Raw genomic sequence first — 21,249 nt, 5'->3', positions numbered from 1 at the left:
ATGGCACTGCGTCCTCAGCGTTCGGTGCCCCGCACTCTCGCCGAGGTCGCCCACCGCTCCGGCGCGAGCCTGCGGCCGGCCGATGTGGCAGCTGGGGACGCCGTCTCCGTCACGGGCGCGACGGTCGACTCGCACGACGTGCGGCCCGGCGACCTCTTCGGTGCGTTCACAGGGCTCAAGGTGCACGGAGCGACGTTCGCGCGGGACGCGATCGCCGCGGGCGCGGTCGCGGTGCTGACCGACGCCGCTGGCGTCGAGATCCTGGGCGACGTCCCGGTGCCCGTCCTGGTCGCGGCCGATGCGCGGGTCGCCATGGGCGAGGCCGCGGCGCTGATCTACGGGGACCCGTCGAGCGAGCTGGTGTTCGTGGGCGTGACGGGCACCAACGGCAAGACCACCACCGCGTACTTCATCGACAACGCGCTGGCGCAGCGCCACGAGCGCCGGGGCATCATGGGCACCGTCGAGCTGCGGATAGGCGAGCAGGCCATCGAGTCGCCGCGGACCACGGTCGAGGCGCCGGTGCTGCACGGCCTGCTCGCACGCATGGTCGAGGACGGCGTGACGGCCGCCGTGACCGAGGTGAGCTCGCACGCGGCAGCGCTCGAGCGCATCGGCGGCGTGGACTTCTCGGTCGCCGTGTTCACCAACCTGCAGTGGGACCACCTCGACTTCCACGGGACCATGGACGAGTACCTCGCGGCCAAGGCCAAGCTGTTCGCCCCCGGGCGGGCGCGCCGGGGCATCATCAACGTCGACGATGAGTGGGGCCGGCGCCTCGCGGGCCAGGTCCAGATCCCGTGCGAGACCGTCTCGACGCATGTCGACGACCCGCACGAGGCCGACTGGGTCGTGACGGACGCCGACATCGGCCTCGATGGCGTGGGGTCGCGGTTCATGTTCCGCGCACCGGACGGCACCGAGCATCACGCTGCGTCGCCGCTGCCGGGCCTCGTCAACGTGTCGAACGCGATGGTCGCGATCGCCGCCGCCCACGCCGCCGGCGTGCCGCTCGAGGAGGCCATCGACGGCGTCGCGAGCGCACACGAGGTGCCCGGACGCATGGAGCGCGTGATCGAGCGCTCGGACACCGACCCGCTCGCGATCGTCGACTACGCCCACACGCCCGACGCGCTGACGCTCGCGCTGCAGGGCGTCCGTCCCATCACGCCCGGCAGGCTCATCCTCATCTTCGGCTCGGACGGCGATCGCGACCAGGGCAAGCGCCCCGTGATGGGCTCCATCGCGGCCGAGCTCGCGGACGTGATCGTGCTGACGGACGAGAACCCGCGCTCGGAGCAGCCGGAGGCCATCCGCTCCGCCATCCTCGGCGGCATTCGGGAGGCGAGGCCGGACCTGCACGACGTCCACGAGGTCGAGCCCCGCGTCGCGGCCGTCGAGTACGGCCTGCGTCTGGGCAGGCCAGGCGACACCGTCATCGTGACCGGCAAGGGCCACGAGCCCACCCAGGAGATCGCCGGGGTCTTCCACCGCTACAACGACCGCGACGCCTACCTGGCCGCCCACGAGCGCATCGTCGCCGACCAGCCGCCGCTCGCGGCCACCGTCACCGTCCATGGCCCTCGCAGCGACGAAGATGCGCAGGTCGCGGCTGAGGCGCCGTCGGGGGAGCGCGCGTGAGGCCCCTGACGACCCAGTGGGTCGCCAACGCCGTGGGTGGCGAGCTGGTCGCCGACGTGACGGCGCGCGTCACCAGCGTGGTCAAGGACTCGCGCGACGCCTTCGAGGACGCGCTGTACGTGGCCTTCGTGGGCGAGCGGGTCGACGGCCACGACTATGCGCCCCAGGCCTTCGCAGCGGGCGCGAGCCTCGCGCTGGTGTCGCAGCCGGTCCCAGGTCCGCACGTGCTCGTCGACGACGTGACGGCCGCCCTGGGCCGGCTCGCCGCCGCGTACCTCGCGCTGCTGCGCGCCGAGGGCGAGATCCGCGTGATCGGCATCACAGGTTCGAACGGCAAGACCACCACCAAGGATGTGCTCGCGCAGGTGCTGCCCGACGCGGTCGCGCCTCAGGGCAGCTTCAACAACGAGATCGGGCTGCCGCTGACCGTGCTGCGCGCGGACCGGAGCACGCGTCACCTCGTGCTCGAGATGGGCGCCTCGGCGCCGGGCGATCTCGCGTACCTCACGCGCATCGCGCCGCTCGACATCGCTGTCGTGCTGACCGTGGGCAGCGCCCACCTCGGCGGCTACGGCTCGCCCGAGGCGCTGGCCGAGGAGAAGGCGACGCTGCTGGACGGGCTGCTGCCCGGAGGGGTGGCGCTGCTCAACGCCGACGATGCCCGGGTGGCCGCGATGGCGGAGCGGCCCGTGCTCGCCGAGGGCGGCCGACGCACGGTGACCTTCGGCACGGCGGGCTCGGCCGACGTGCACGCGGGCGCCCTCGACCTTGACCGCGGCCGGGCCACGTTCACGGTGGAGGCCGCGGGCGCATCGGCCGACGTGTCGCTCACCCTGGTGGGCGAGCACCACGTCACGAACGCGCTCGCCGCGACCGCCGTCGCCCTGGAGTGCGGACTCGACCTCGAGTCCGCATCGGCCCTCGTGGGGGCCGCGAGGCCCCTCAGCGCTCACCGCATGGCACTGACGGAGCGCGCCGACGGCGTGTGGATCCTCGACGACAGCTACAACGCCTCGCCCGAGTCCATGGCGGCCGCGTTGCGCGCCCTCAAGAACGTCGCGACCACGGGCAGGTCGTTCGCGGTCGTGGGGGAGATGCGCGAGATGGGGGCCTCGTCGCGTGCGGGTCACGAGAAGGTCGGGCTCGACGTGGTGCGCCTGCGCATCGACCACCTGCTCGCCGTGGGCGAGGGCGCCAGGCCGGTCTACGTGTCCGCCGTGCGCGAGGGGTCGTGGGGCGACGAGGCCGCCCACGTCGCTACGATTGACGAGGCCCGCGCGTATCTCGACGAGCGGCTGACGCGCGGAGACACCGTGCTGATCAAGGCATCTCACGGCTCCGGGCTGTGGAGGCTGGCCGACGAGATGCTGGGAGTGGATGCATGAGAGCGGTGGTCTTCGCGGGAGGCATCTCGCTGTTCATCGCGCTGCTCGGCACGCCGCTATTCATCCGCTTCCTCACCCGCCACCAGTACGGCCAGTTCATCCGCCACGACGGGCCGGCCTCGCACCTCGTCAAGCGCGGCACGCCCACCATGGGCGGCGTCGTGATCATCCTCGCGACCGTCCTGGGCTGGATGGGCGGCAACCTGCTCACCGGGCGGACGCCCTACGCGTCGTCGATGCTCGTCATGCTGCTCGTCATCGGGCTCGGATTCGTGGGGTTCCTCGACGACTACATCAAGATCCGTCAGGAGCGCTCGCTGGGGCTCAAGGCGCGCTACAAGATCCTCGGCCAGGCGGTGGTGGGCATCGCCTTCGCCGTGCTCGTGCTGCAGTTTCCCAACGGCGACGGCGTGACGCCCGCGTCCGAGTCGATCTCCTTCCTGCGCGACACCGCGCTCGACCTCGCCTACTGGGGTCCCGCGGTGGGCATCATCCTGTTCGTCATCTGGTCGAACCTGCTCATCACCGCGTGGTCCAACGCCGTGAACCTCACCGACGGCCTCGACGGCCTCGCCACGGGAGCGGCGCTCATCTTCTTCGGCGCCTACACGATCATCTGCGTCTGGCAGTACAACCAGTGGTGCAGCCTCGAGGCCGCCACCAGCCAGTGCTACGAGGTGCGTGACCCGCGCGACCTCGCGATCCTGTGCGCCGCCATCGCCGGCGCAGCCTTCGGGTTCCTGTGGTGGAACGCCTCGCCGGCCAAGATCTTCATGGGCGACACCGGCTCCCTCGCCCTCGGCGGCGCCATCGCCGGCGTGACCATCCTGTCGCGCACCGAGCTGCTGGGCGTGATCATCGGCGGCCTGTTCGTGATCATCGTCGCGAGCTCCGTGATCCAGATCGGCTACTTCAAGATCTCCGGCGGCAAACGGGTCTTCAAGATGGCGCCGCTTCATCATCACTTCGAGCTGCTCGGGTGGGGAGAGGTCACGATCGTGATCCGGTTCTGGATCATCGCTGGACTGGCCGCCGCCGCCGGCGTGGGGATCTTCTACGCCGAGTGGATCGCGGCGCTGCCGCCAGGCGAGTGACGGCCGTGAGCGCCCAGCGCCCTTCCATCGCGGGCCGGCGCGTGCTGATCCTCGGCCTGGGCGTCGCCGGACGCTCCGCGCTCGAGGCGTGCAGCGAGCAGCGCGCCGCCGCGGTGACCGTCGATCCGAACGCCGCCGGCGCCGACCACGCCTCGCTCGACGGACTCGACCTGGCGGCGTTCGACCTGTGCATGTCCTCGCCAGGCTTCGCGCCCCACCACCCGTGGGTGGTCGCCGTCGCGAACGCCGGCGTGGAGATCGTCTCGGAGATGGAGTTCGCCTGGCGGGTGCGGCGCCCCGGCATCCCCTGGGTGCTCGTCACCGGCACCAACGGCAAGACCACGACCACCCAGATGGTCGGCGCGATCGCCGCCGCAGGCGGCCTCGACGTCGCGGTGTGCGGCAACATGGGCGTGCCGGTCATCGGCGCCGCGCGCGAGGAGCGCGACCTGGTGGCCGTGGAGATCGCGAGCCTGCAGCTGCACTTCACGTCCACGCTGTCCCCGCACGCCGCCGTATGCCTCAATGCCGACGAGGATCACCTGGACTGGCACGGCTCGGTCGAGGCCTACCGCGCGGACAAGGCGAGGGTCTACAACCTGGTCCAGGTCGCGTGCGTGTATCCCGCGGCGGACCCCCTGGTCGAGGCCATGGTCGCCGAGGCCGACGTGGTCGAGGGCGCCCGCGCCGTGGGCGTGACGCTGGGCTCGCCAGCGGTCTCGCAGCTGGGCGTGGTCGACGGCCTGCTGGTCGATCGCGGCTTTCACGACGCGCGCTGGGCGCAGGCGCTCGAGCTCGGCTCCGTCGCTGACCTGTCGCACCTGGTCGCAGGAGACGTGCCGCCGTACCTCGTGACGAACGCGCTCGCCGCGGCCGCGCTGTGCCGCGCCGTCGGCGTCGCGCCCGAGGCCGTCAGCGAGGGCCTGCAAGCGTTCGGGCTCGACGCCCACCGCACGGCCCATGTCGCCACCGTCGATGGCGTCCACTGGGTCGACGACTCGAAGGCCACCAACGCGCACGCGGCCATCGCGGCGTTCGGGGGCCGACCGCCGCGGTCAGTGGTGTGGATCGCAGGCGGCCAGGCGAAGGGCCAGGAGTTCGACGCACTCATCGAGACGGTGAGGGATCGCGTGCGGGCCGTGGTGCTCATCGGCGAGGATCCGCAGCCGCTGTCGGACTCGCTCGCGGGACACGCGGCCGATATCCCCGTGACCCGCATCGAACCGGGCGACACTGTGATGGAGCAGGCGGTGGAGGCGGCTCGACGCCTGGCACACCCGGGCGACACGGTCCTCCTGTCACCCGCCTGCGCATCGTTCGATCAGTTCCGCTCCTACGCGGACAGAGGGGACGCCTTCGCGGCAGCGGTGGGGGCGCTGGAGGCCTGAAGGAGGCGCGCATGACGGCTACGGCCCCGCGACGCTCCGCTGCACCTCGACGGCCTGCGGCGGTCTCCGACGGCCGCGGCGCGGCGTCGTCTCGCGCCAAGGCGTCGACCTCGCCGCCCTCCGGCTCGCCCGTGCTGACCTACTATCTGCTCGCCGCCGCGACGGCGCTCCTGGTGGTGGTCGGGCTCGCCGTCGTCCTGTCCTCGAGCTCATCGAATGCGCTCGCGAAGAGCGCAGGCAACCCGTACTCGGACTTCCTGCCCCAGGTGGCCGCGCTCGGGGTCGGAGTCGTGGCGCTCGTCTTCGGGTCGCGCGTGCCGATCGGCCTCTGGAAGAAGATCGCCTTCCCCGCGCTGCTGGTGTCGATCGTCCTGCTGCTCGCGGTCGCGGCCGTCGGCCAAACGGTGGGCGGCAACAAGAACTGGATCCCGGTGGGTCCGGCGACCTTCCAGCCGTCAGAGCTGGCGAAGCTCGCCCTCGCCCTGTTCCTGGGCGTCGCCCTCGCCGTGGGTCGGAAGCAGCTCACGACGCTGCGCGGCGCGCTGGTGCCGGGCGGGATCGCCGCCATCGCTGTCCTCGGACTGGTGCTGTACGGACGCGACATGGGCACGGCGCTGGTCATCTGCCTCATGGTCGCCGCGGCCTACTGGGTCGCCGGCCTGCCGGTGCGCTGGTTCGCCGCCGCCGGCGCGGTGGGCATCGTCGGCGTGCTCGTGCTGCTCCAGCAGGGCGTCACCCGCACGGGGCGCATCAACGTGTGGCTCAACCCTGAGACGTGCGACCCGCAGGGTGCGTGCATGCAGACCCTGCATGGCACGTGGGCGCTGGCCTCTGGTGGGCTCTGGGGCCTCGGTCCCGGCATGAGCCGCGAGAAGTGGGGCTACCTGCCCGTCGCGGACTCGGACTTCATCTTCTCGATCATCGGCGAGGAGTACGGGCTCGTCGGCACCCTGCTCATGCTCGTCGCGTTCGGCATGATGATCGTCGCCGTCAACCGCCTCGTCACCCGTCACGAGGACCCGTTCGTGCAGATCTCCGCGGCGGCCATCGGCGCATGGATCGTGGGCCAGGCGTGCATCAACATCGCGGTCGTCGTGGGCTTCGCGCCGGTGACCGGAGTGCCGCTCCCGCTCGTGTCCTCGGGCGGCTCGTCGCTCATGGTCTCGCTCGCGGCCATCGGAGTGCTCATGGCGTTCGCTCGCCGCGAGCCCGGCGCGCAGGAGGCCTTCGCCGCCCGGCCATCGGTCATCAAGCGGTCCTTCGCCGTGGTCGCCCGGGGACGCCGTGGCTAGCATCCTGCTCGCCGGCGGTGGAACCGCCGGACACGTCAACCCTCTGCTGGCCACCGCGACCGAGCTGCGCACCCGCGGCCACGTGGTCGCCGCCGTCGGCACCGCCGAGGGCCTCGAGAAGGACCTCGTGCCACGCGCGGGCGTCCCGCTGCACACCGTTCCCAAGGTGCCGCTGCCGCGCAGGCCCTCGGGCGATCTGCTCCGCTTGCCGCGCAACCTTCGAGCGGCCGTCGCCGCCGCATCGGCCGCCATGACGGACAGCGGCGCCGCGGCCGTCGTCGGTTTCGGCGGCTATGTGTCGACGCCGGCGTATCTCGCGGCACGGCGTGCGAAGCTCCCCATCGTCGTGCACGAGGCCAACGCACGCCCGGGGCTGGCGAACCGGCTGGGCGCGCGGATGACCGACCGCGTCGCGGTGACGTTTCCCGGCACGCCGCTGCGAGGCGCGACCGTCACCGGCCTGCCCCTGCGCCGCGAGATCGCCGACCTCGCCACCGTGCTCGCGGACGCGGAGGCAGGACCGGAGGCCCGCGCCGCCGCGCGAGCCGTCGCCGGCTGGGCCTCGGACGCGCCCACCCTGCTCGTGACCGGAGGCTCGCTCGGAGCGGCCAGCGTCAACGCCGCGGTCGTGGCCGCCGTGCCAGACCTGGTCGCGAGGGGCGTCCATGTGTGGCACCTGACGGGGCAGGGCAAGGGCGAGGACGCGCTGCGAGCGCAGGCCGAGCTGCCCGAGCGCGTGCGCGGGCTGTACCGGGTCGAGGAGTACAGCCACGACATGGCGACCGCGCTCGCTGCCGCCGGAGCCGTCATCTGCCGCGCGGGCGCCGCGACCGTGTCCGAGGTCACCGCGCTCGGGATCCCGGCCATGTACGTGCCCCTCCCGCACGGCAACGGCGAGCAGGCCGACAACGCACGCCCGGCGGCCGGCGCGGGCGCGGCCACCATCGTCGCCGACCAGGACCTCACCGCGGACGCGGTTCGCGACGGCGCCGAGCGGATGCTGCTGGACTCGCACGCGGCGGAGGCCATGCGTGCCGCGACGGACGCCATCGCGATCAGGGACGGCGCGGCGCGCGTCGCGGACATGGTGGAGGCGGCGCTGGATCAGGATGCGACCGCAGGGAGCTCATCGTGAGCGGCCGCATGCACTTCATCGGCGTCGGCGGCTCCGGCATGTCCGCCGTCGCCCGGCTCGTGGCCGCCCGCGGCATCGAGGTGTCGGGCACCGACCAGCGCGAGTCCGCCTACTTCGCGGCGCTGCGCGACGCGGGGATGGATGTGCGGATCGGCCACGACGCCGGATGCGTGGACGGCGTGGACGCGGTGGTCATCTCCTCGGCGGTCCGCGAGACCAACCCGGAGCTTGAGCGCGCCCGCGAGCTCGGGATTCCCGTGATGCACCGCTCGGAGGCGCTGGTGTACGCGCTCGAGGACGACCGCCTGGTCGCGGTCGCCGGGTCGCACGGCAAGACCACCACCTCCGCGATGGTCGCTCACACGCTTCACCGCTGCGGGATCGATGCGTCGTTCGCGGTGGGGGCGCGCGTGTTCGGCGTCGATGGCGCGGTTGCCGGCGGGTATGCGGGCGCCGCGGGGATCGGCGTGGTCGAGGCCGACGAGTCTGACGGCTCGTTCCTGCGCTACCACCCCGAGGTGGGCATCCTGCTGAACATCGAGCCCGACCACCTGGACCACTACGGCACGGTCGAGAGCCTGGAGCAGGCGTTCCTCGACTTCGCCCTGGAGTGCCAGGTGCTGATCGCGTGCGCCGAGGACCCGACCGTGCTGCGCATTGCCGACGCGGCCCGCAAGGCCGGCGTGCACGTGGTCACCTACGGCCGCGAGTCCGCGGACGTCGTCGTCACCCCGACCCACCTCACCGTGGCCCCCGCCCACGTGCGCGAGTTGGGCCCAACTCGCGCATCAAGGCCGTTGGGCGAGCGAATGGGGCCCATTTCGCTCGTGGTGCCGGTGCCGGGGGAGCACCAGCGGCTGAACGCCGCCGCGGCCTGGGCGGCCGCCGTCGTCATGGGGGCCGATGCGGTCTCGGCAGCCGATGCGCTCGCGAGCTTCGCTGGCACCGGCAGGCGCTACGAGCTTCGCGGGGAGGCCGGCGGAGTGCGGGTGGTCGACGACTACGCGCACCACCCGACCGAGGTCGCCGCGGTCCTCGCGGCGGCGCGCGCCGCAGGGGAGGAGCACCTCGTCGTGCTGTTCCAGCCGGCGCTGTTCACGCGCACCCAGCTGCACGCCGCGAACTTCGCTCGCGCGCTGGCGATCGACGACGCGGACGTGGTGATCGCCGGCGTCCATGGCGACCGCGAGGACCCGATTCCCGGCGTCACGTCGGACAGCATCCTCGGGCTGATGGAGGTCCCGGACGGCTCGACGGCGCAGGTGGTCGAGGACCTCCGCGAGGCCGCCGCCGTCGCCGCGTCGCTCGCGAGGCCCGGCACGCAGGTCATGACCATCGGCTCGGGGACGGTGACGCTCGCCGCGGACTGGATCCTGGACGACCTGCGCGAGGCCGCCGATGGCTGAGCAGCGCAGGCCGCCGACCGGCGAGGGCAGTCCGCAGCGCTCCGTCCCGTGGTCCTCGGTGGCCGCGACGCCTGCCCGATCGTCGCGCCCCGCGCCGGCCGCCGGCGGTGGCTCGGGCTCGCGACCCCCACGCACCGCTTCCGGCTCGATCCGCAAGCCGGCGGCTCCGCGTTCTCGTGGCGGGCAGCGTCCCGCGGCGCCCAGCGTGCAGAGGCCCGCTGATCCGCCGCGCTCGACGGGCCAGCGGACGGCGCGCACCTCGACACCCGTCGCTGGCCCGGTTCGAAGGCCTTCGGCCTCGCGCGCATCGGCGCCCTCCGCCTCCTCCGCCGCGCGCGCACCTGCATCGGCTGCCGCTCCCGGCATCCTGCAGCGTGCGCTCGCGACCGCCACCGGCGGCCGCCTGGGCCGCTTGGACGAGCCTGCCACCGGGGCCCAGCCCGCGCATCGGCCCTCTCCTGGATCAGGAACGTTCGCGACGCCGTGGGCCAAGACCAAGGCGGCCTCGACGACGGTGTCCACGCGCATGGAGGAGAGGCTCAAGGAGAAGCGCAGCGCGCACCGTCGGCTGCTGTCCGCGCGCTGGGGACGCCGGGCGCTGTACGCGGGCGGCGCGGCGGCGGCCGCGTGGGTGCTGCTGATGTCGCCGGTCTTCGCGTTCGACGAGCAGAACATCGAGGCGAGCGGGTTCGGGACGGTCGTGGACCCCGCCGACGTCGAGTCGATCGTCGCCGAGCAGTCGGGCACCTCGCTCGTCCTGCTCAACACCGCGCACGTCGAGGATCGGCTCGAGGAGCTGGTGGGGGTGCACACGGCCGAGGTCGAGCGCGTGTGGCCCGCAGGCTTGAGAATCACCATCGACTCCGCCGAGCCCGTCGCGGCGATCCCCGTCGCCGATGGCACCGTGGTCCTCCTCGACCAGACCGGCACGCAGGTCGCCGAGGCGGACGAGGCGCCGGCCGACCTCCCGCTCGTCAACGTTCCGCTGAACGCCGAGGACGCCCGCATCCTCGACGGCGTCATCGCGGTCATCGACGAGATGCCGGTCGAGCTGCGCGACCGCATCCGGGACATCGAGGCGCAGACCGAGGACTCGATCCACTTCGTCCTGCGGGACGGGCCGAGCGTCGAGTGGGGCAGTGCCGAGGAGTCGGCGCTCAAGGCGGAGGTGCTGCTGGTGCTGCTCGACGAGCGCGCCGGCGCCGAGGTCATCGACGTGTCCGCGCCCACGCTTCCGACGGTGTCCTGACATCGACCGGTCGGGAGGCCAGCCTTCCTCGCCGAGATTATCGAGCGACACGCGCGCGCCTCACGTGCGCATCCGCCGTCCCGACGTACCTTCTCCAGTGGAAGCAGTTGACATAACTATAACCCTCAAGTAGAGGGTTAAGGTTGGGAGAGGGTCTCATGGCCGCACCGCAGAACTACATCACCGCCATCAAGGTCGTCGGCGTGGGCGGCGGCGGCGTGAACGCCGTCAACCGCATGATCGACGTCGGCCTCAAGGGCGCCGAGTTCATCGCCATCAACACCGATGCTCAGGCGCTGCTCATGTCGGACGCCGACGTCAAGCTCGACATCGGGCGCGAGCTCACCCGGGGCCTGGGTGCGGGCGCGGACCCCGAGGTCGGCCGCCAGGCGGCCGAGGACCACGAGGACGAGATCGCGGAGGCGCTCAAGGGCGCCGACATGGTGTTCGTGACCGCGGGCGAGGGCGGCGGCACCGGCACCGGCGGTGCGCCCGTCGTCGCGAAGATCGCTCGCGGCCTCGGCGCCCTGACCGTGGGTGTCGTCACGCGCCCCTTCAGCTTCGAGGGCCGCCGTCGCGCCGACCAGGCGGACTCCGGCATCCAGCGCCTGCGCGAGGAGGTCGACACCCTCATCGTGATCCCGAACGACCGCCTGCTCGACATCGACGACACCGAGCTGTCGATCCTCGGCGCCTTCGCCGCGGCCGACCAGGTGCTGCAGGGGGGCGTCCAGGGCATCACCGACCTCATCACGACGCCCGGCCTCATCAACGTCGACTTCAACGACGTCAAGTCCGTCATGCAGGGCGCGGGCACCGCGCTCATGGGCGTGAGCTCGTCGCGCGGCGAGTCCCGTGCGCTCACTGCCGCTGAGGGCGCGATCTCGTCGCCGCTGCTCGAGGCGTCGATCGAGGGCGCGCACGGCGTGCTGCTGTCCATCGCCGGTGGCTCGAACCTGGGCATCAAGGAGGTCGAGACGGCCGCACGCCTGGTGCGCGAGGCCGCCCACGCCGAGGCGAACATCATCTTCGGCACTGTCATCGACGACTCGCTGGGCGACGAGCTCCGCATCACGGTGATCGCCGCCGGCTTCGACGGCGGCGCGCCCACCACGCGCCACCGCACCGGGGCGCTCGGCACCATCGAGGGCGCGAAGGAGACGCCGGCCGCGCAGGAGCAGGAGCCGGTCGAGGCGCGCGTCGAGCAGTCCTCGGCACCCGTGCCGCAGGCGCTCGACGCCGACGAGCCCGAGGCGCCGCCGGTCACGGACGCGATCGAGGTCAAGCCCTCCCGCCGGGATGCGGACGCTCTCGACGTGCCCGAGTTCCTCCGGTAGGAGGGGATGCTCGACGCGGGACTCGAGGTTCGCGCGTTCTTCACCACCCGCGCCGGGGGAGTGAGCCAGCCTCCCTACGACTCGCTCAACGTCGCCGACCACGTGGGCGACGACCCCGTCGACGTGGCGCGCAACAGGGAGATCGTCGCGCGCCACGCGGGCGCCCCCGTCACCTTCCTCACAGCTGAGCACGGCATCGCGGTCGCCCGCATCTCCCGTCCGGGTGAGCTCGCGCAGGCAGCCGATGCACTCGTCACCCAGGTGCCAGGCGTCGCCCTGGGGGCCATCGCGGCCGACTGTGTGCCGGTGCTCCTCCATGACGGCGCGACCGGCGCGGTCGCGGCGGTGCACGCCGGCAGGGAGGGCCTCTTCCTGGGCGTCGTCGACAACGTCGTGGCGTCGCTGCTGGACGTGCGCGCGCGGCGGGCCATCGACGGCGAGATGAGTGCCTCGATCGGTCCCGCCGTGTGCGGGCGCTGCTACGAGGTGCCGGACTCGATGCGGGCGCGCGTCTCCGCGCGGCATCCCTCGGCGTTCACGTCGACCCGCGGCGGGACGCCGGCGCTCGACCTGCCGCGCGCGATCGAGGCGAGGCTGTCGCAGCTGGGGTTCGGGCAGATCGTCCGCAGCAAGGTGTGCACGGTGGAGAGCCCCGCGCTGTTCTCGCATCGCAGGGACGGCGTGACGGGACGGTTCGCCGGCGTGATCGTGTGCGAGTGACCGCGCGGCGTGTCGCTCCCCGGCACCGCGCCGCCGCCGACCTACCGTTCTACCAAGAGCGAGAACTTCGAAGGAGCCCCCGATGAGCGCGATGCGCAAGGCCATCCAGTACCTCGGCTTCGACGTGAGCCAGCACGAGGAGTACGACTATGCGGACGACGAGCTCGCTCCCGTGACGAACCTCCACGACATGTCCGAGGTTCGCGAGCGCCACGAGGCGCCGTCGAAGGCTGCGCGCAACGAGCGTCAGCGCACGCCCGCGAGCCACATGTCCGCGAACGACCTGCGCCGCATCCAGACCATCAAGCCGCGCACCTACAACGACGCGCGCCTGATCGGCGAGGCGTTCCGCCAGGGCGTCCCGGTCATCATGAACCTCACCGAGATGTCGGACGCGGACGCGAAGCGACTGGTCGACTTCTCCGCCGGACTGTCGTTTGGCCTGCACGGCTCGATCGAGCGGGTGACGACCTCGGTGTTCCTGCTGTCGCCGGCGCACGTGGAGATCGGGATGGACACCGAGCAGCCCGAGCCTGTCGAGAACGAGTTCTTCAACGGCCGCTAGCCTCGGTTAGGCTCACTGCGTGGATCTGATCTTCGACGCGCTGCGGTTCGTGCTGTTCCTGTTCATGCTGATGCTCTTCGCGCGCGTGATCCTCGGGCTGGTGCTGTCGTTCGCGCGTGACTGGAGGCCGTCCGGCGTCGCCCTGGTGGCGACCGAGTCGGTGTTCTCCGTGACGGACCCGCCGCTGAAGGCTCTGCGGCGGCTGATCCCGCCCCTGCAGTTGGGGCAGTTCCGGCTGGACATCGCGTTCCTGGTGCTGTTCTTCGGCTGCTACCTGTTGAGCGCCGTCCTCGCCACGCTGCAGTACGGCATCGTTGGCGCATGACGATCGCTTGAGCGGTCGACGGCGAGTGCCGATAGACATCGTTGAGTAGAGTGACCAAGACGGAAGGTCGGGACATATCCGACCTCGCCGAGGAAGTGAAGGTGGTTCGGACATGGCACTGCTGACGGCAGAGGACGTCCTCAACAAGGCGTTCTCGAAGACCAAGTACCGCGAGGGGTTCGACCAGGACGAGGTGGACGACTTCCTCGACGAGGTCGCGCACACCATCCAGTCGCTCACCGCCGAGCGCGACGACCTCGCGCAGCGTCTCGCCCAGGCGCAGGCCGGATCGCCCACCACGCCCTCGCAGGCGTCCGCGCCCGAGCCCGAGCCGTCTACCGAGGGCGGACTCCTGGCCGCGGCCACCGACCCCACGCCTCCGAGCGCGACCGGCATGCTGGCGATGGCGCAGAAGCTCCACGACGAGTACGTCCAGGCAGGCGAGTCCGAGCGCGACCGCCTCATCGACGAGGCCAAGGTCAAGGCGGAGTCGATCGTCGAGCAGGCCGAGACGGACGCCCGCGACCGCATGGACCAGCTCGCCACCGAGCGCACCGAGCTCGAGACCAAGATCGATGATCTGCGGCGCTTCGAGCGCGACTACCGCGCGCGCCTCAAGAGCTACCTCGAGAACCTCCTCGGCGACCTCGACCATGGCGCGAAGGAGCCCAGCGCATCGTCGTCGGCCCCGGCGTTCGATGGCGGCTTCGGCCAGGCGTCCCAGCCCGTCGCAGCGTCCGCGGCCTCGGTGGCCGAGGCCCCGTCAGCCGTGTCGGCTGCGGCCGGTGACGCGCCGTCGACGGCCTCTGCCGCCGCGGACGAGGATGGCGCGGACGCCGCAGGCGCCCCGAAGGCCGCGGAGAGCCCCTGGGCGCAGGTTCGCGACCAGGAGCCGGGCGCCGAGACGCCCACGCCCTGGGGTGCCTCGCCCAGCGGTACCAGCGACGTCGCGCAGGCGTTCGGCACTCAGCAGGCAGCCGAGGACGAGCAGCGCTGACCTGAGAACATGTGGCGGCGCGCCCGCGGGCGTGCGGTGCTGGCGTGGCGCTTTGCGATGCCGGGCAAACGGGATTAGTCTCTCGTCACTACCCTGATTCGAGGAAGAGGGCATGACCAGTACTGATGTGACGATCGTGGTCGTCGATCCGGCGGAGCTCAAGGCAGCCGATGCCAAGCGCCTCGCCGTGCGCGACGGCGACGAGCCCTGGAAGGTCGCCGAGCTGCGCGCGATCGTCAAGACCCTCAACGCGGACGTCGAGCGACTGGTGCAGGAGTACCACGGCGCCGAGCACGACCTCGACGACCTGCTCCACACCTCGGAGGGAGCTGGCGACGACCAGGCCGACGCCGGGTCGACGGCTCTCGAGCGCGAGCAGGAGATGTCGATCGTCAACAACACGCGCGACATGCTCGAGCAGAGCGTCGACGCGCTGCGCCGCGTCAACGCCGGCACGTATGGCACCTGCCAGTCGTGCGGCGAGGGGATCGGCAAGGCGCGCCTCCAGGCCTTCCCTCGTGCCACTCACTGCGTGACCTGCAAGCAGCGCGAGGAGCGTCGGTGACCTGGCGACCAGCCCTGTGGCTGGTCGCCCTCCTCGTGGTGGTGATCGATCAGATCACCAAGCAGTGGGCACTCGCGGCGCTCGAGCCCGGTGAGAAGGTCGAGATCGTGGGCGACCTGCTGTCGTTCCAGCTGGTGTTCAACTCCGGCGCGGCGTTCTCGCTGGGCAACAGCACCACCTGGATCCTCACCATCGTCGCCATCGTGGTGACGGTCGGCATCATCTACTACGGACGCCGCGCGCAGTCGACGCCCGCGGTGCTGATCTTTGGGATCGGCCTGGGCGGCGCCATCGGCAACCTCATCGACCGGCTGTTCCGCGAGCCGTCCTTCGGTCAGGGCCACGTGGTCGACATGATCAACTACAACGGCTGGTTCGTCGGCAACGTCGCGGACATCGCGATCGTGGGTGCCGCCGCGGCGATACTGCTCATGAGCCTGCTGCGCAAGCCGCTGCTCGCGCCCGCGCCGGGCGAGGGCACGGACGAGCGCTCGGCTGAGGCGGGAAGCACGTCATCAGAGAAGCCCGATGCGGTCGTGACTGACGATGGCGTGTCGCCTGCGGGAGCCGCTGAGCCCGACGCGCCCGCCGCCACCTCGGCGAGCGACGCCGATCGCCGTGGCTGACACCAGGTACCTGCCCGTCCCCGACGCCGTGGTGGGCGAGCGCGCGGACGCGGCTCTCGCGCGCATGCTCGGGCTGTCGCGCACCAAGGCCGCGGAGCTGCTCGCGGGCGGCGCGGTCATGCTCGACGGGCGCACGCTCGCGAAGTCGGATCGCGTGGGCGATGGCGTCATCGCCGTCGACCTCCCGGACGAGCGGGACGCGGAGCCGGAGCCTGAGGTGCCAGGCGGCCTGGGGGTCGTCTACGAGGACGCGGACCTCATCGTCATCGACAAGCCCGTGGGAGTCGCGGCGCACCCGTCGCCGGGGTGGTCGGGACCCACGGTCGTGGGCGCGCTGGCGTCGATGGGCGTGACGGTGGCCCAAGCGGGCCCGGCCGAGCGCCAGGGCATCGTTCACAGGCTCGACGTGGGCACCTCTGGGCTCATGGTCGTCGCTCGCTCCGTGCCCGCCTACTCGGCGCTCAAGGCGGCGTTCAAGGAGCGGACCGTCGAGAAGGTCTACCACGCGATCGCCCAGGGCCACCTGGATCCCACGGCGGGCACCATCGACGCGCCCATCGGACGCCACCCGTCTTCGGACTACAAGTTCGCGGTGGTCCAGGACGGCCGTCCCTCGATCACCCATTACGAGGTGCTCGAGATGTTCCCGGCGGCATCGCTGCTGGAGATCCACCTCGAGACCGGCCGCACGCACCAGATCCGCGTCCACATGGCCGCCATGCGGCATCCGCTCGTGGGCGACCTCACGTACGGCGCCGACCCGACGCTCGCGCGCCGGCTCGACCTGTCGCGCCAGTGGCTGCACGCGCGCGAGCTGGCCTTCGAGCATCCCGTGGACCGGGGCGAGGTGCGGGTGACCTCCGAGTACCCGGACGATCTCGCGGCGGCGCTCGAGCAGCTCAGGAGCTGAACGGTCTCCACCAGCCGGCGCGACTGCACCGCCCGACACACACGTGGGATGGAGGTGACGGGTGAGGCACGTGCGACGGCACACCAGCCACTGTGGTCCCGTGGGTCCCAGCCGTGTGTGGAGCGGTACGCGCGCGGCGCGCGATGTCAGGCGAGGAGCTTGCGGATGCGCTTGTCGCTCACCGGCTCCGACGTCCCGAGTCCCTGCGCGAACAGCGAGACGCGCAGCTCCTCGATCATCCAGCGCGCGTGCTCGAGCCTGTCCGCACGTTCGGGATCGCCGCGCCCCGCCTCGTGCGCTGCGCGCACGGTGTCCAGCTCCTCGGTGAGCGCTCGCACCGTCCAGATCTGAGCCGCGTCCCGGTGGGGGTCGCTCGCGGCCCTCTCGAGACGGGCCGATGCGGCCTTGAGGTAGCGCGGCAGGTGTGGCAGGCGGTCGACGGGAGTGCGGCTGAGGAAGCCGGCACCCACGAGGGCATCTGCCTGCGCGCGGATGTCCGCCACGACCGCGAGCAGCGCCATCGACCGCGACCCGCTGAGGGCGGCGTCGAGGTCGCGGTACGCGTCGAGCGCCATCGCGACGACTCCGGCGAGCCGATGCGTCTCGTCCTCGAGCCGCGCGCGGACGTGGTCGCGCGCGCGGGCGTAGGCGTTCGCGTCGGTGACGGTGGCGGCGTCGACGTCGGGACCCGTCGTGAGGGACCGGATCGCGGTCTCCTGGAGTGCGACGGCCAACGCGTCGGTGGTGGGATACGGCGACGCCGCGAGGCTCAGTGCCTCGCGGCCGGTCCAGCGGGTGCTGATGCGCTTGGCCGGCAGGCCGCACTCCGTGAGCAGCAGGCGGCGCACGCCGGACGGGTGAGCCACGGCGAGGTCGTCCGCTGCGCCGAGCACGCGCAGGGCGACCGATGCGCCCTCGTCCACGAGAGACGGGTAGCCGCGCACAGTCGCGCCGCCGACGGTGCCGCTGACCTCGTCGGGGAGCGCGCCATCGGGCAGGTCGGGCCACGTGGCGAGGCCCGCGACCTCCGCGAGGCCAGCGGAGGCACCCGCCGCATGTGAGGCGCTGCTGTCGTCCTCACCCGCGATGGTGGCTTTCGCCGCGTGCCCGACGCTGGACGCCGCCGCGGTGCCAGAACCGCCCGCGCCGCCTCGCGCATCGGCGCCTCGAGAGCTCGACGAGGCTGCCCGCGCCGCACGCTCGACCGCGGAGCTCACTGCCGCCTGGGACTGCGGGGCGAGTGAACGCTGCAGCCCGAGCAGCGAGGTGGACTCCTCGAGGTTCCGACCGCGCTCGTCCTCGACGCGGAAGGTCATGCGCAGGTGCGCGGGCAGTCGCTCCGCGAGGCCGTCCCACGCGTCTGCAGGGATCTCGACGCCGCGTGTCTCGAGGACGGCGCGGGAGAACGCCTCGCGGTAGGAGTCCGCCATGTCTCCGGCGCGCGCCATGTCCACCCACGCGGGCGTCGATCGCTCGAGCCAGGCCACGACCTCGCGGGCGGTGTCAGGCGCGGGAACCAGCAGGCGCCGCACCGTCTTGGGCAAGGCACGGATGGTCGCCGTCGCGAGCTCGTCCGCCAAGCCCGGCACCATCCAGTCGAAGCCGTCGGGCACGACCCGTGGGAGCACCGCGAGGGGGACGTGCACCGTCACCCCGTCGGCGTCGGTGCCCGGCTCGAACTGGTACGTCAGCGGCAGCTCGAGGTCGCCCTGGGGCCACAGCTCGGGATAGAGCGACGTGTCGACGTCCTCGTGCTCGGGTGCGATAGTGTCGAGCGTCAAGGTCAGCAGGTCGGGGGAGCGGCGCCGCTCGTCCTTCCACCAGCGGTCGAAGTGCCGCTGCGACACGATCGAGTCAGGGATGCGCTCGTCGTAGAAGTCGAACAGCGCCTGATCGTCGGCGAGCAGGCCGCGCGTGCGCGACCGCGCCTCGAGCTCCTCGGCCTCCTCGATGAGACGCTGGTTGTCCTTCCAGAACCGGTGGTGGGTGTCCCAGTCGCCCTCGACCAGCGCATGGCGGATGAACAGCTCTCGAGCCTCGTGCGCCCGGATGCGCCCCCACAGCACGGCGCGGTCCGCGACGATCGGCACGCCGTACAGCAGCACCTTCTCGGTGGCGACGGCGGCGCCGCGGCGCTTGGACCAGTGCGGGTCGGAATAGGTGCGCTTGGCGAGGTCGCCGGCGAGCGCCTCGGCCCACTCGGGCTGCACCGCCGCGACGTCGCGCGCCCACAGGCGGCTGGTCTCGACGAGCTCGGCGGCCATGATGAACGCCGGCGGTTTCTTGGAAAGAGGAGAGCCGGGAAAGATCGCGAACCGCGCCCCGCGCGCGCCCAGGTACTCGTTGCGCGCCTGCTTCTTGGCTCGGCGGATGGCGGCCTCGCGCTGGGGCCCGCGCAGGTGGGAGAACTGCGAGGCCTTGGGCTCGCCCGTCTCCTGCATTCCCAGCTGGGACAGCAGGCCGGCCAGCACCGAGCGGTGGATGGCGTCCGCGTTCCACACATAGCGGTGCGCCTGACTATCGGCGATGTCGGAGGACCGCTGTGCCTCGACACGCGGCATGGACAGTCCCAGCGGCTTGGCGGTGATGCGGATCTGCTCGACCACGTCCTGCCACTCGCGCACGCGCAGGAAGTTGAGGTGCTCGGCGCGGCACATGCGTCGGAACGCGTTGCCCGACAGCTCGCGGCGCTGTTCGCGCAGGTACTCCCACAGGTTGAGATAGGCGAGCAGATCGGAGGTGGGGTCGGCGAAACGTCGATGAAGCGCGTCTGCGGCCTCTCTCTGGTCCGCGGGTCGCTCGCGAGGATCCTGGATCGACAGCGCCGCCGCGATGATCGCCACCTCGCGCGCGACACCATGTCGCCCCGCCTCGACGATCATGCGCGCCTGGCGCGGATCCATGGGCAGCCGCGCGAGAGAGCGCCCGATGTCCGTCAGTCGTGTGCGGCCTTCCTCGGTCGCGATCGCGCCCAGCTCCGTCAGCAGCTGCACGCCGTCGCGGATGGCGCGCGTGTCCGGCGGCTCGACGAACGGGAACGCCGCGACGTCATCAGGCGAGGACACCACGCCCACGGCGATCATCTGCAGCAGCACCGACGCGAGCGACGTGCGCAAGATCTCGGGCTCGGTGAATGCCGGGCGGCCCTCGAAGTCCTCCTCGGCGTACAGCCGGATCGCGATGCCGTCAGCGAGGCGCCCCGCGCGCCCCGACCGCTGGTTGGCGCTCGCCTGGCTGATGGGCTCGATGGGCAGCCGCTGGACCTTGGTGGCCTTCGAGTACCGTGAGATGCGGGCGGTGCCGGGATCGACGACGGAGTGGATGCCCGGCACGGTCAGCGACGTCTCCGCCACGTTGGTCGACAGCACGATGCGACGGTGGGAGTGCCGCTCGAAGACCCGGTGCTGCTCCGCGGAGGACAGGCGCGAGTACAGCGGCAGGATCTCCACGCGCTGGGGGTGCCGCGCGTCCCTGGCGCGCGGGCCGAGCCAGCCCTCGAGCGCATCGGCCGCGTCCCTGATCTCGCGCTCGCCCGACAGGAACACGAGCACGTCGCCCGTGGTCTCCCGCATGAGCTCCTGGCACGCGTCGACGATGCCGGTCGCCTGGTCCCTCTCCTCGCCGCGTGTCTCGCCCGCGAGCGGTCGGTAGCGGATCTCGACGGGGTACGTGCGCCCCGTCACCTCGATCACCGGAGCCGTCGCCGGGGCGTCAGGTCCGGCCGATGCGCTTGCTGGCTCCTCGAGCTCGTCCAGCTGTGGCGGGTGCAGGGGGCCGCCAGGGGCGAAGTGGCGAGCGAAGCGCGCGGAGTCGATGGTGGCCGAGGTGATGATGACCTTGAGGTCCGGTCGGCGCGGCAGCAGGTTGGTGAGGTAGCCGAGCAGGAAGTCGATGTTGAGGCTGCGCTCGTGCGCCTCGTCGATGATGAGCGTGTCGTAGGCGAGCAGATCGGGGTCGCGCTGGATCTGGGCGAGCAGGATGCCGTCGGTCATCACCTTGACGAGCGTCCTCTCGCTGGACTCGTCCGTGAAGCGCACCTGATAGCCGACGATCTCGCCGATGCTCGTGCCGAGCTCCTCCGCGATGCGCTCGGCCACCGACCGGGCCGCGATGCGCCGCGGCTGCGTGTGGCCGATTTGCCCCGCGCGCCCGCGGCCGAGCTCCAGTGCGATCTTGGGCAGCTGCGTGGTCTTGCCCGACCCGGTCTCGCCCGCGACGATGACGACCTGGTGGTCGCGGATGGCCTCCGCGATGCGCTCCCTGCTCGCGCTGACGGGGAGCTCGGGCGGGTAGGTGATGGGCGGGACGTCGACGGCCTCGCGGGCGCGCGCCGCGGCCTCCAGCTGTGCGGCGCTGACCCTCCGGTGCGGGTCGCGCGCGCGGCCCTGCCCCGTTCCGGCGCGGCGGCCACCGCCCGACCGTCGCCCGCGGGGCGAGCCAGCCCGCGCATCGGCGCTGCGACGGCTGCTGTCTCGGTTCTTGGGAGAGGGGGACGGGGAACTCACGCTGGCCATTGTCCCAAGGTTCGAGCGACCCCCTGTTCCCGCGACACATCCGAACATCCCGAGCACGACACGCGGAGCGAACGGGCGGATCGGCGCATCATCATCGGCG

17 protein-coding genes are annotated in these 21,249 nt (G+C 71.9%); 16 read left to right on the top strand and 1 reads right to left on the bottom strand.

Features of this window, described 5'->3' with window-relative positions:
- The 16 genes from B7K22_RS10975 (at position 1) to B7K22_RS10900 (ending at position 16,635) form a co-directional block, all read left to right on the top strand.
- On the top strand, positions 1-1,641 hold the full coding sequence (locus B7K22_RS10975) for a UDP-N-acetylmuramoyl-L-alanyl-D-glutamate--2,6-diaminopimelate ligase (protein ID WP_084040507.1): 1,641 nt from the start codon (positions 1-3) through the stop codon (positions 1,639-1,641).
- A complete protein-coding gene (gene murF / locus B7K22_RS10970; protein WP_084040277.1) occupies positions 1,638-3,026 on the top strand; it encodes a UDP-N-acetylmuramoyl-tripeptide--D-alanyl-D-alanine ligase in 1,389 nt (462 codons plus the stop codon). The genes B7K22_RS10975 and murF overlap by 4 nt, the downstream gene beginning before the upstream one ends.
- Positions 3,023-4,120, top strand: a complete 1,098-nt coding sequence (gene mraY / locus B7K22_RS10965; protein ID WP_084040276.1) for a phospho-N-acetylmuramoyl-pentapeptide-transferase — start codon at positions 3,023-3,025, stop codon at positions 4,118-4,120. Before murF ends, mraY begins: the two co-directional genes overlap by 4 nt.
- A 5-nt stretch (positions 4,121-4,125) precedes the next feature.
- Positions 4,126-5,508 carry a UDP-N-acetylmuramoyl-L-alanine--D-glutamate ligase gene (gene murD, locus B7K22_RS10960; RefSeq protein ID WP_234983469.1) on the top strand — a complete coding sequence of 461 codons (1,383 nt, stop codon included), beginning with the start codon at positions 4,126-4,128 and terminating at the stop codon, positions 5,506-5,508.
- Positions 5,509-5,519: 11 nt separating this feature from the next.
- Positions 5,520-6,800 (top strand): FtsW/RodA/SpoVE family cell cycle protein, encoded by a 1,281-nt coding sequence (locus B7K22_RS10955; protein ID WP_084040274.1) that lies wholly within the window; start codon positions 5,520-5,522, stop codon positions 6,798-6,800.
- A complete protein-coding gene (locus B7K22_RS10950) occupies positions 6,793-7,935 on the top strand; it encodes a glycosyltransferase (RefSeq protein WP_234983468.1) in 1,143 nt (380 codons plus the stop codon). The genes B7K22_RS10955 and B7K22_RS10950 overlap by 8 nt, the downstream gene beginning before the upstream one ends.
- Positions 7,932-9,341: a UDP-N-acetylmuramate--L-alanine ligase gene (murC, locus tag B7K22_RS10945; RefSeq protein ID WP_234983467.1), complete on the top strand. Its 1,410-nt coding sequence runs from the start codon at positions 7,932-7,934 to the stop codon at positions 9,339-9,341. Before B7K22_RS10950 ends, murC begins: the two co-directional genes overlap by 4 nt.
- 205 nt (positions 9,342-9,546) lie before the next feature.
- Positions 9,547-10,590 (top strand): cell division protein FtsQ/DivIB, encoded by a 1,044-nt coding sequence (locus B7K22_RS10940; RefSeq protein ID WP_159448852.1) that lies wholly within the window; start codon positions 9,547-9,549, stop codon positions 10,588-10,590.
- Positions 10,591-10,748: 158 nt separating this feature from the next.
- Complete coding sequence (gene ftsZ / locus B7K22_RS10935) at positions 10,749-11,927, top strand: cell division protein FtsZ (protein WP_084040272.1); 1,179 nt, start codon at positions 10,749-10,751, stop codon at positions 11,925-11,927.
- A 6-nt stretch (positions 11,928-11,933) separates the two neighbouring features.
- Positions 11,934-12,647, top strand: a complete 714-nt coding sequence (pgeF, locus tag B7K22_RS10930; protein WP_084040271.1) for a peptidoglycan editing factor PgeF — start codon at positions 11,934-11,936, stop codon at positions 12,645-12,647.
- Between the two features lie 82 nt (positions 12,648-12,729).
- The gene (locus tag B7K22_RS10925; protein WP_084040270.1) at positions 12,730-13,212 is read left to right on the top strand and encodes a cell division protein SepF; all 483 of its coding nucleotides are present in this window, start codon (positions 12,730-12,732) and stop codon (positions 13,210-13,212) included.
- A gap of 19 nt (positions 13,213-13,231) precedes the next feature.
- Positions 13,232-13,537, top strand: coding sequence for a YggT family protein (locus B7K22_RS10920; protein ID WP_084040269.1), 306 nt, complete (start codon positions 13,232-13,234; stop codon positions 13,535-13,537).
- 112 nt (positions 13,538-13,649) lie between these two features.
- Positions 13,650-14,534: a DivIVA domain-containing protein gene (locus B7K22_RS12270; RefSeq protein ID WP_084040268.1), complete on the top strand. Its 885-nt coding sequence runs from the start codon at positions 13,650-13,652 to the stop codon at positions 14,532-14,534.
- A gap of 112 nt (positions 14,535-14,646) precedes the next feature.
- Positions 14,647-15,099 carry a TraR/DksA C4-type zinc finger protein gene (locus tag B7K22_RS10910; protein ID WP_084040267.1) on the top strand — a complete coding sequence of 151 codons (453 nt, stop codon included), beginning with the start codon at positions 14,647-14,649 and terminating at the stop codon, positions 15,097-15,099.
- Positions 15,096-15,725, top strand: coding sequence for a signal peptidase II (lspA, locus tag B7K22_RS10905; RefSeq protein ID WP_084040266.1), 630 nt, complete (start codon positions 15,096-15,098; stop codon positions 15,723-15,725). The genes B7K22_RS10910 and lspA overlap by 4 nt, the downstream gene beginning before the upstream one ends.
- Positions 15,718-16,635: an RluA family pseudouridine synthase gene (locus B7K22_RS10900; protein ID WP_144276400.1), complete on the top strand. Its 918-nt coding sequence runs from the start codon at positions 15,718-15,720 to the stop codon at positions 16,633-16,635. Before lspA ends, B7K22_RS10900 begins: the two co-directional genes overlap by 8 nt.
- 146 nt (positions 16,636-16,781) lie before the next feature.
- Here B7K22_RS10900 and hrpA read toward each other — a convergent pair whose 3' ends face one another.
- Positions 16,782-21,149 (bottom strand): ATP-dependent RNA helicase HrpA, encoded by a 4,368-nt coding sequence (gene hrpA, locus B7K22_RS10895; RefSeq protein WP_084040264.1) that lies wholly within the window; start codon positions 21,147-21,149, stop codon positions 16,782-16,784.
- Between the last annotated feature and the right edge of the window lie 100 nt (positions 21,150-21,249).

This window comes from Demequina sp. NBRC 110053, from assembly GCF_002090095.1.
In the GTDB taxonomy this organism is placed as follows: Bacteria; Actinomycetota; Actinomycetes; order Actinomycetales; family Demequinaceae; genus Demequina.
The sequence above is the reverse complement of the archived record's forward strand: the minus strand, read 5'-3'. Positions and strand labels throughout refer to the sequence as shown.

Excerpts from the sequence above, each read along its gene's own strand:
- mraY (WP_084040276.1), top strand. The coding sequence starts at position 3,023 with ATGAGAGCGGTGGTCTTCGCGGGAGGCATCTCGCTGTTCATCGCGCTG.
- hrpA (WP_084040264.1), bottom strand. The coding sequence starts at position 21,149 with ATGGCCAGCGTGAGTTCCCCGTCCCCCTCTCCCAAGAACCGAGACAGC.
- B7K22_RS12270 (WP_084040268.1), top strand. The coding sequence starts at position 13,650 with ATGGCACTGCTGACGGCAGAGGACGTCCTCAACAAGGCGTTCTCGAAG.
- B7K22_RS10955 (WP_084040274.1), top strand. The coding sequence starts at position 5,520 with ATGACGGCTACGGCCCCGCGACGCTCCGCTGCACCTCGACGGCCTGCG.
- pgeF (WP_084040271.1), top strand. The coding sequence starts at position 11,934 with ATGCTCGACGCGGGACTCGAGGTTCGCGCGTTCTTCACCACCCGCGCC.
- ftsZ (WP_084040272.1), top strand. The coding sequence starts at position 10,749 with ATGGCCGCACCGCAGAACTACATCACCGCCATCAAGGTCGTCGGCGTG.
- B7K22_RS10975 (WP_084040507.1), top strand. The coding sequence starts at position 1 with ATGGCACTGCGTCCTCAGCGTTCGGTGCCCCGCACTCTCGCCGAGGTC.
- B7K22_RS10910 (WP_084040267.1), top strand. The coding sequence starts at position 14,647 with ATGACCAGTACTGATGTGACGATCGTGGTCGTCGATCCGGCGGAGCTC.
- B7K22_RS10925 (WP_084040270.1), top strand. The coding sequence starts at position 12,730 with ATGAGCGCGATGCGCAAGGCCATCCAGTACCTCGGCTTCGACGTGAGC.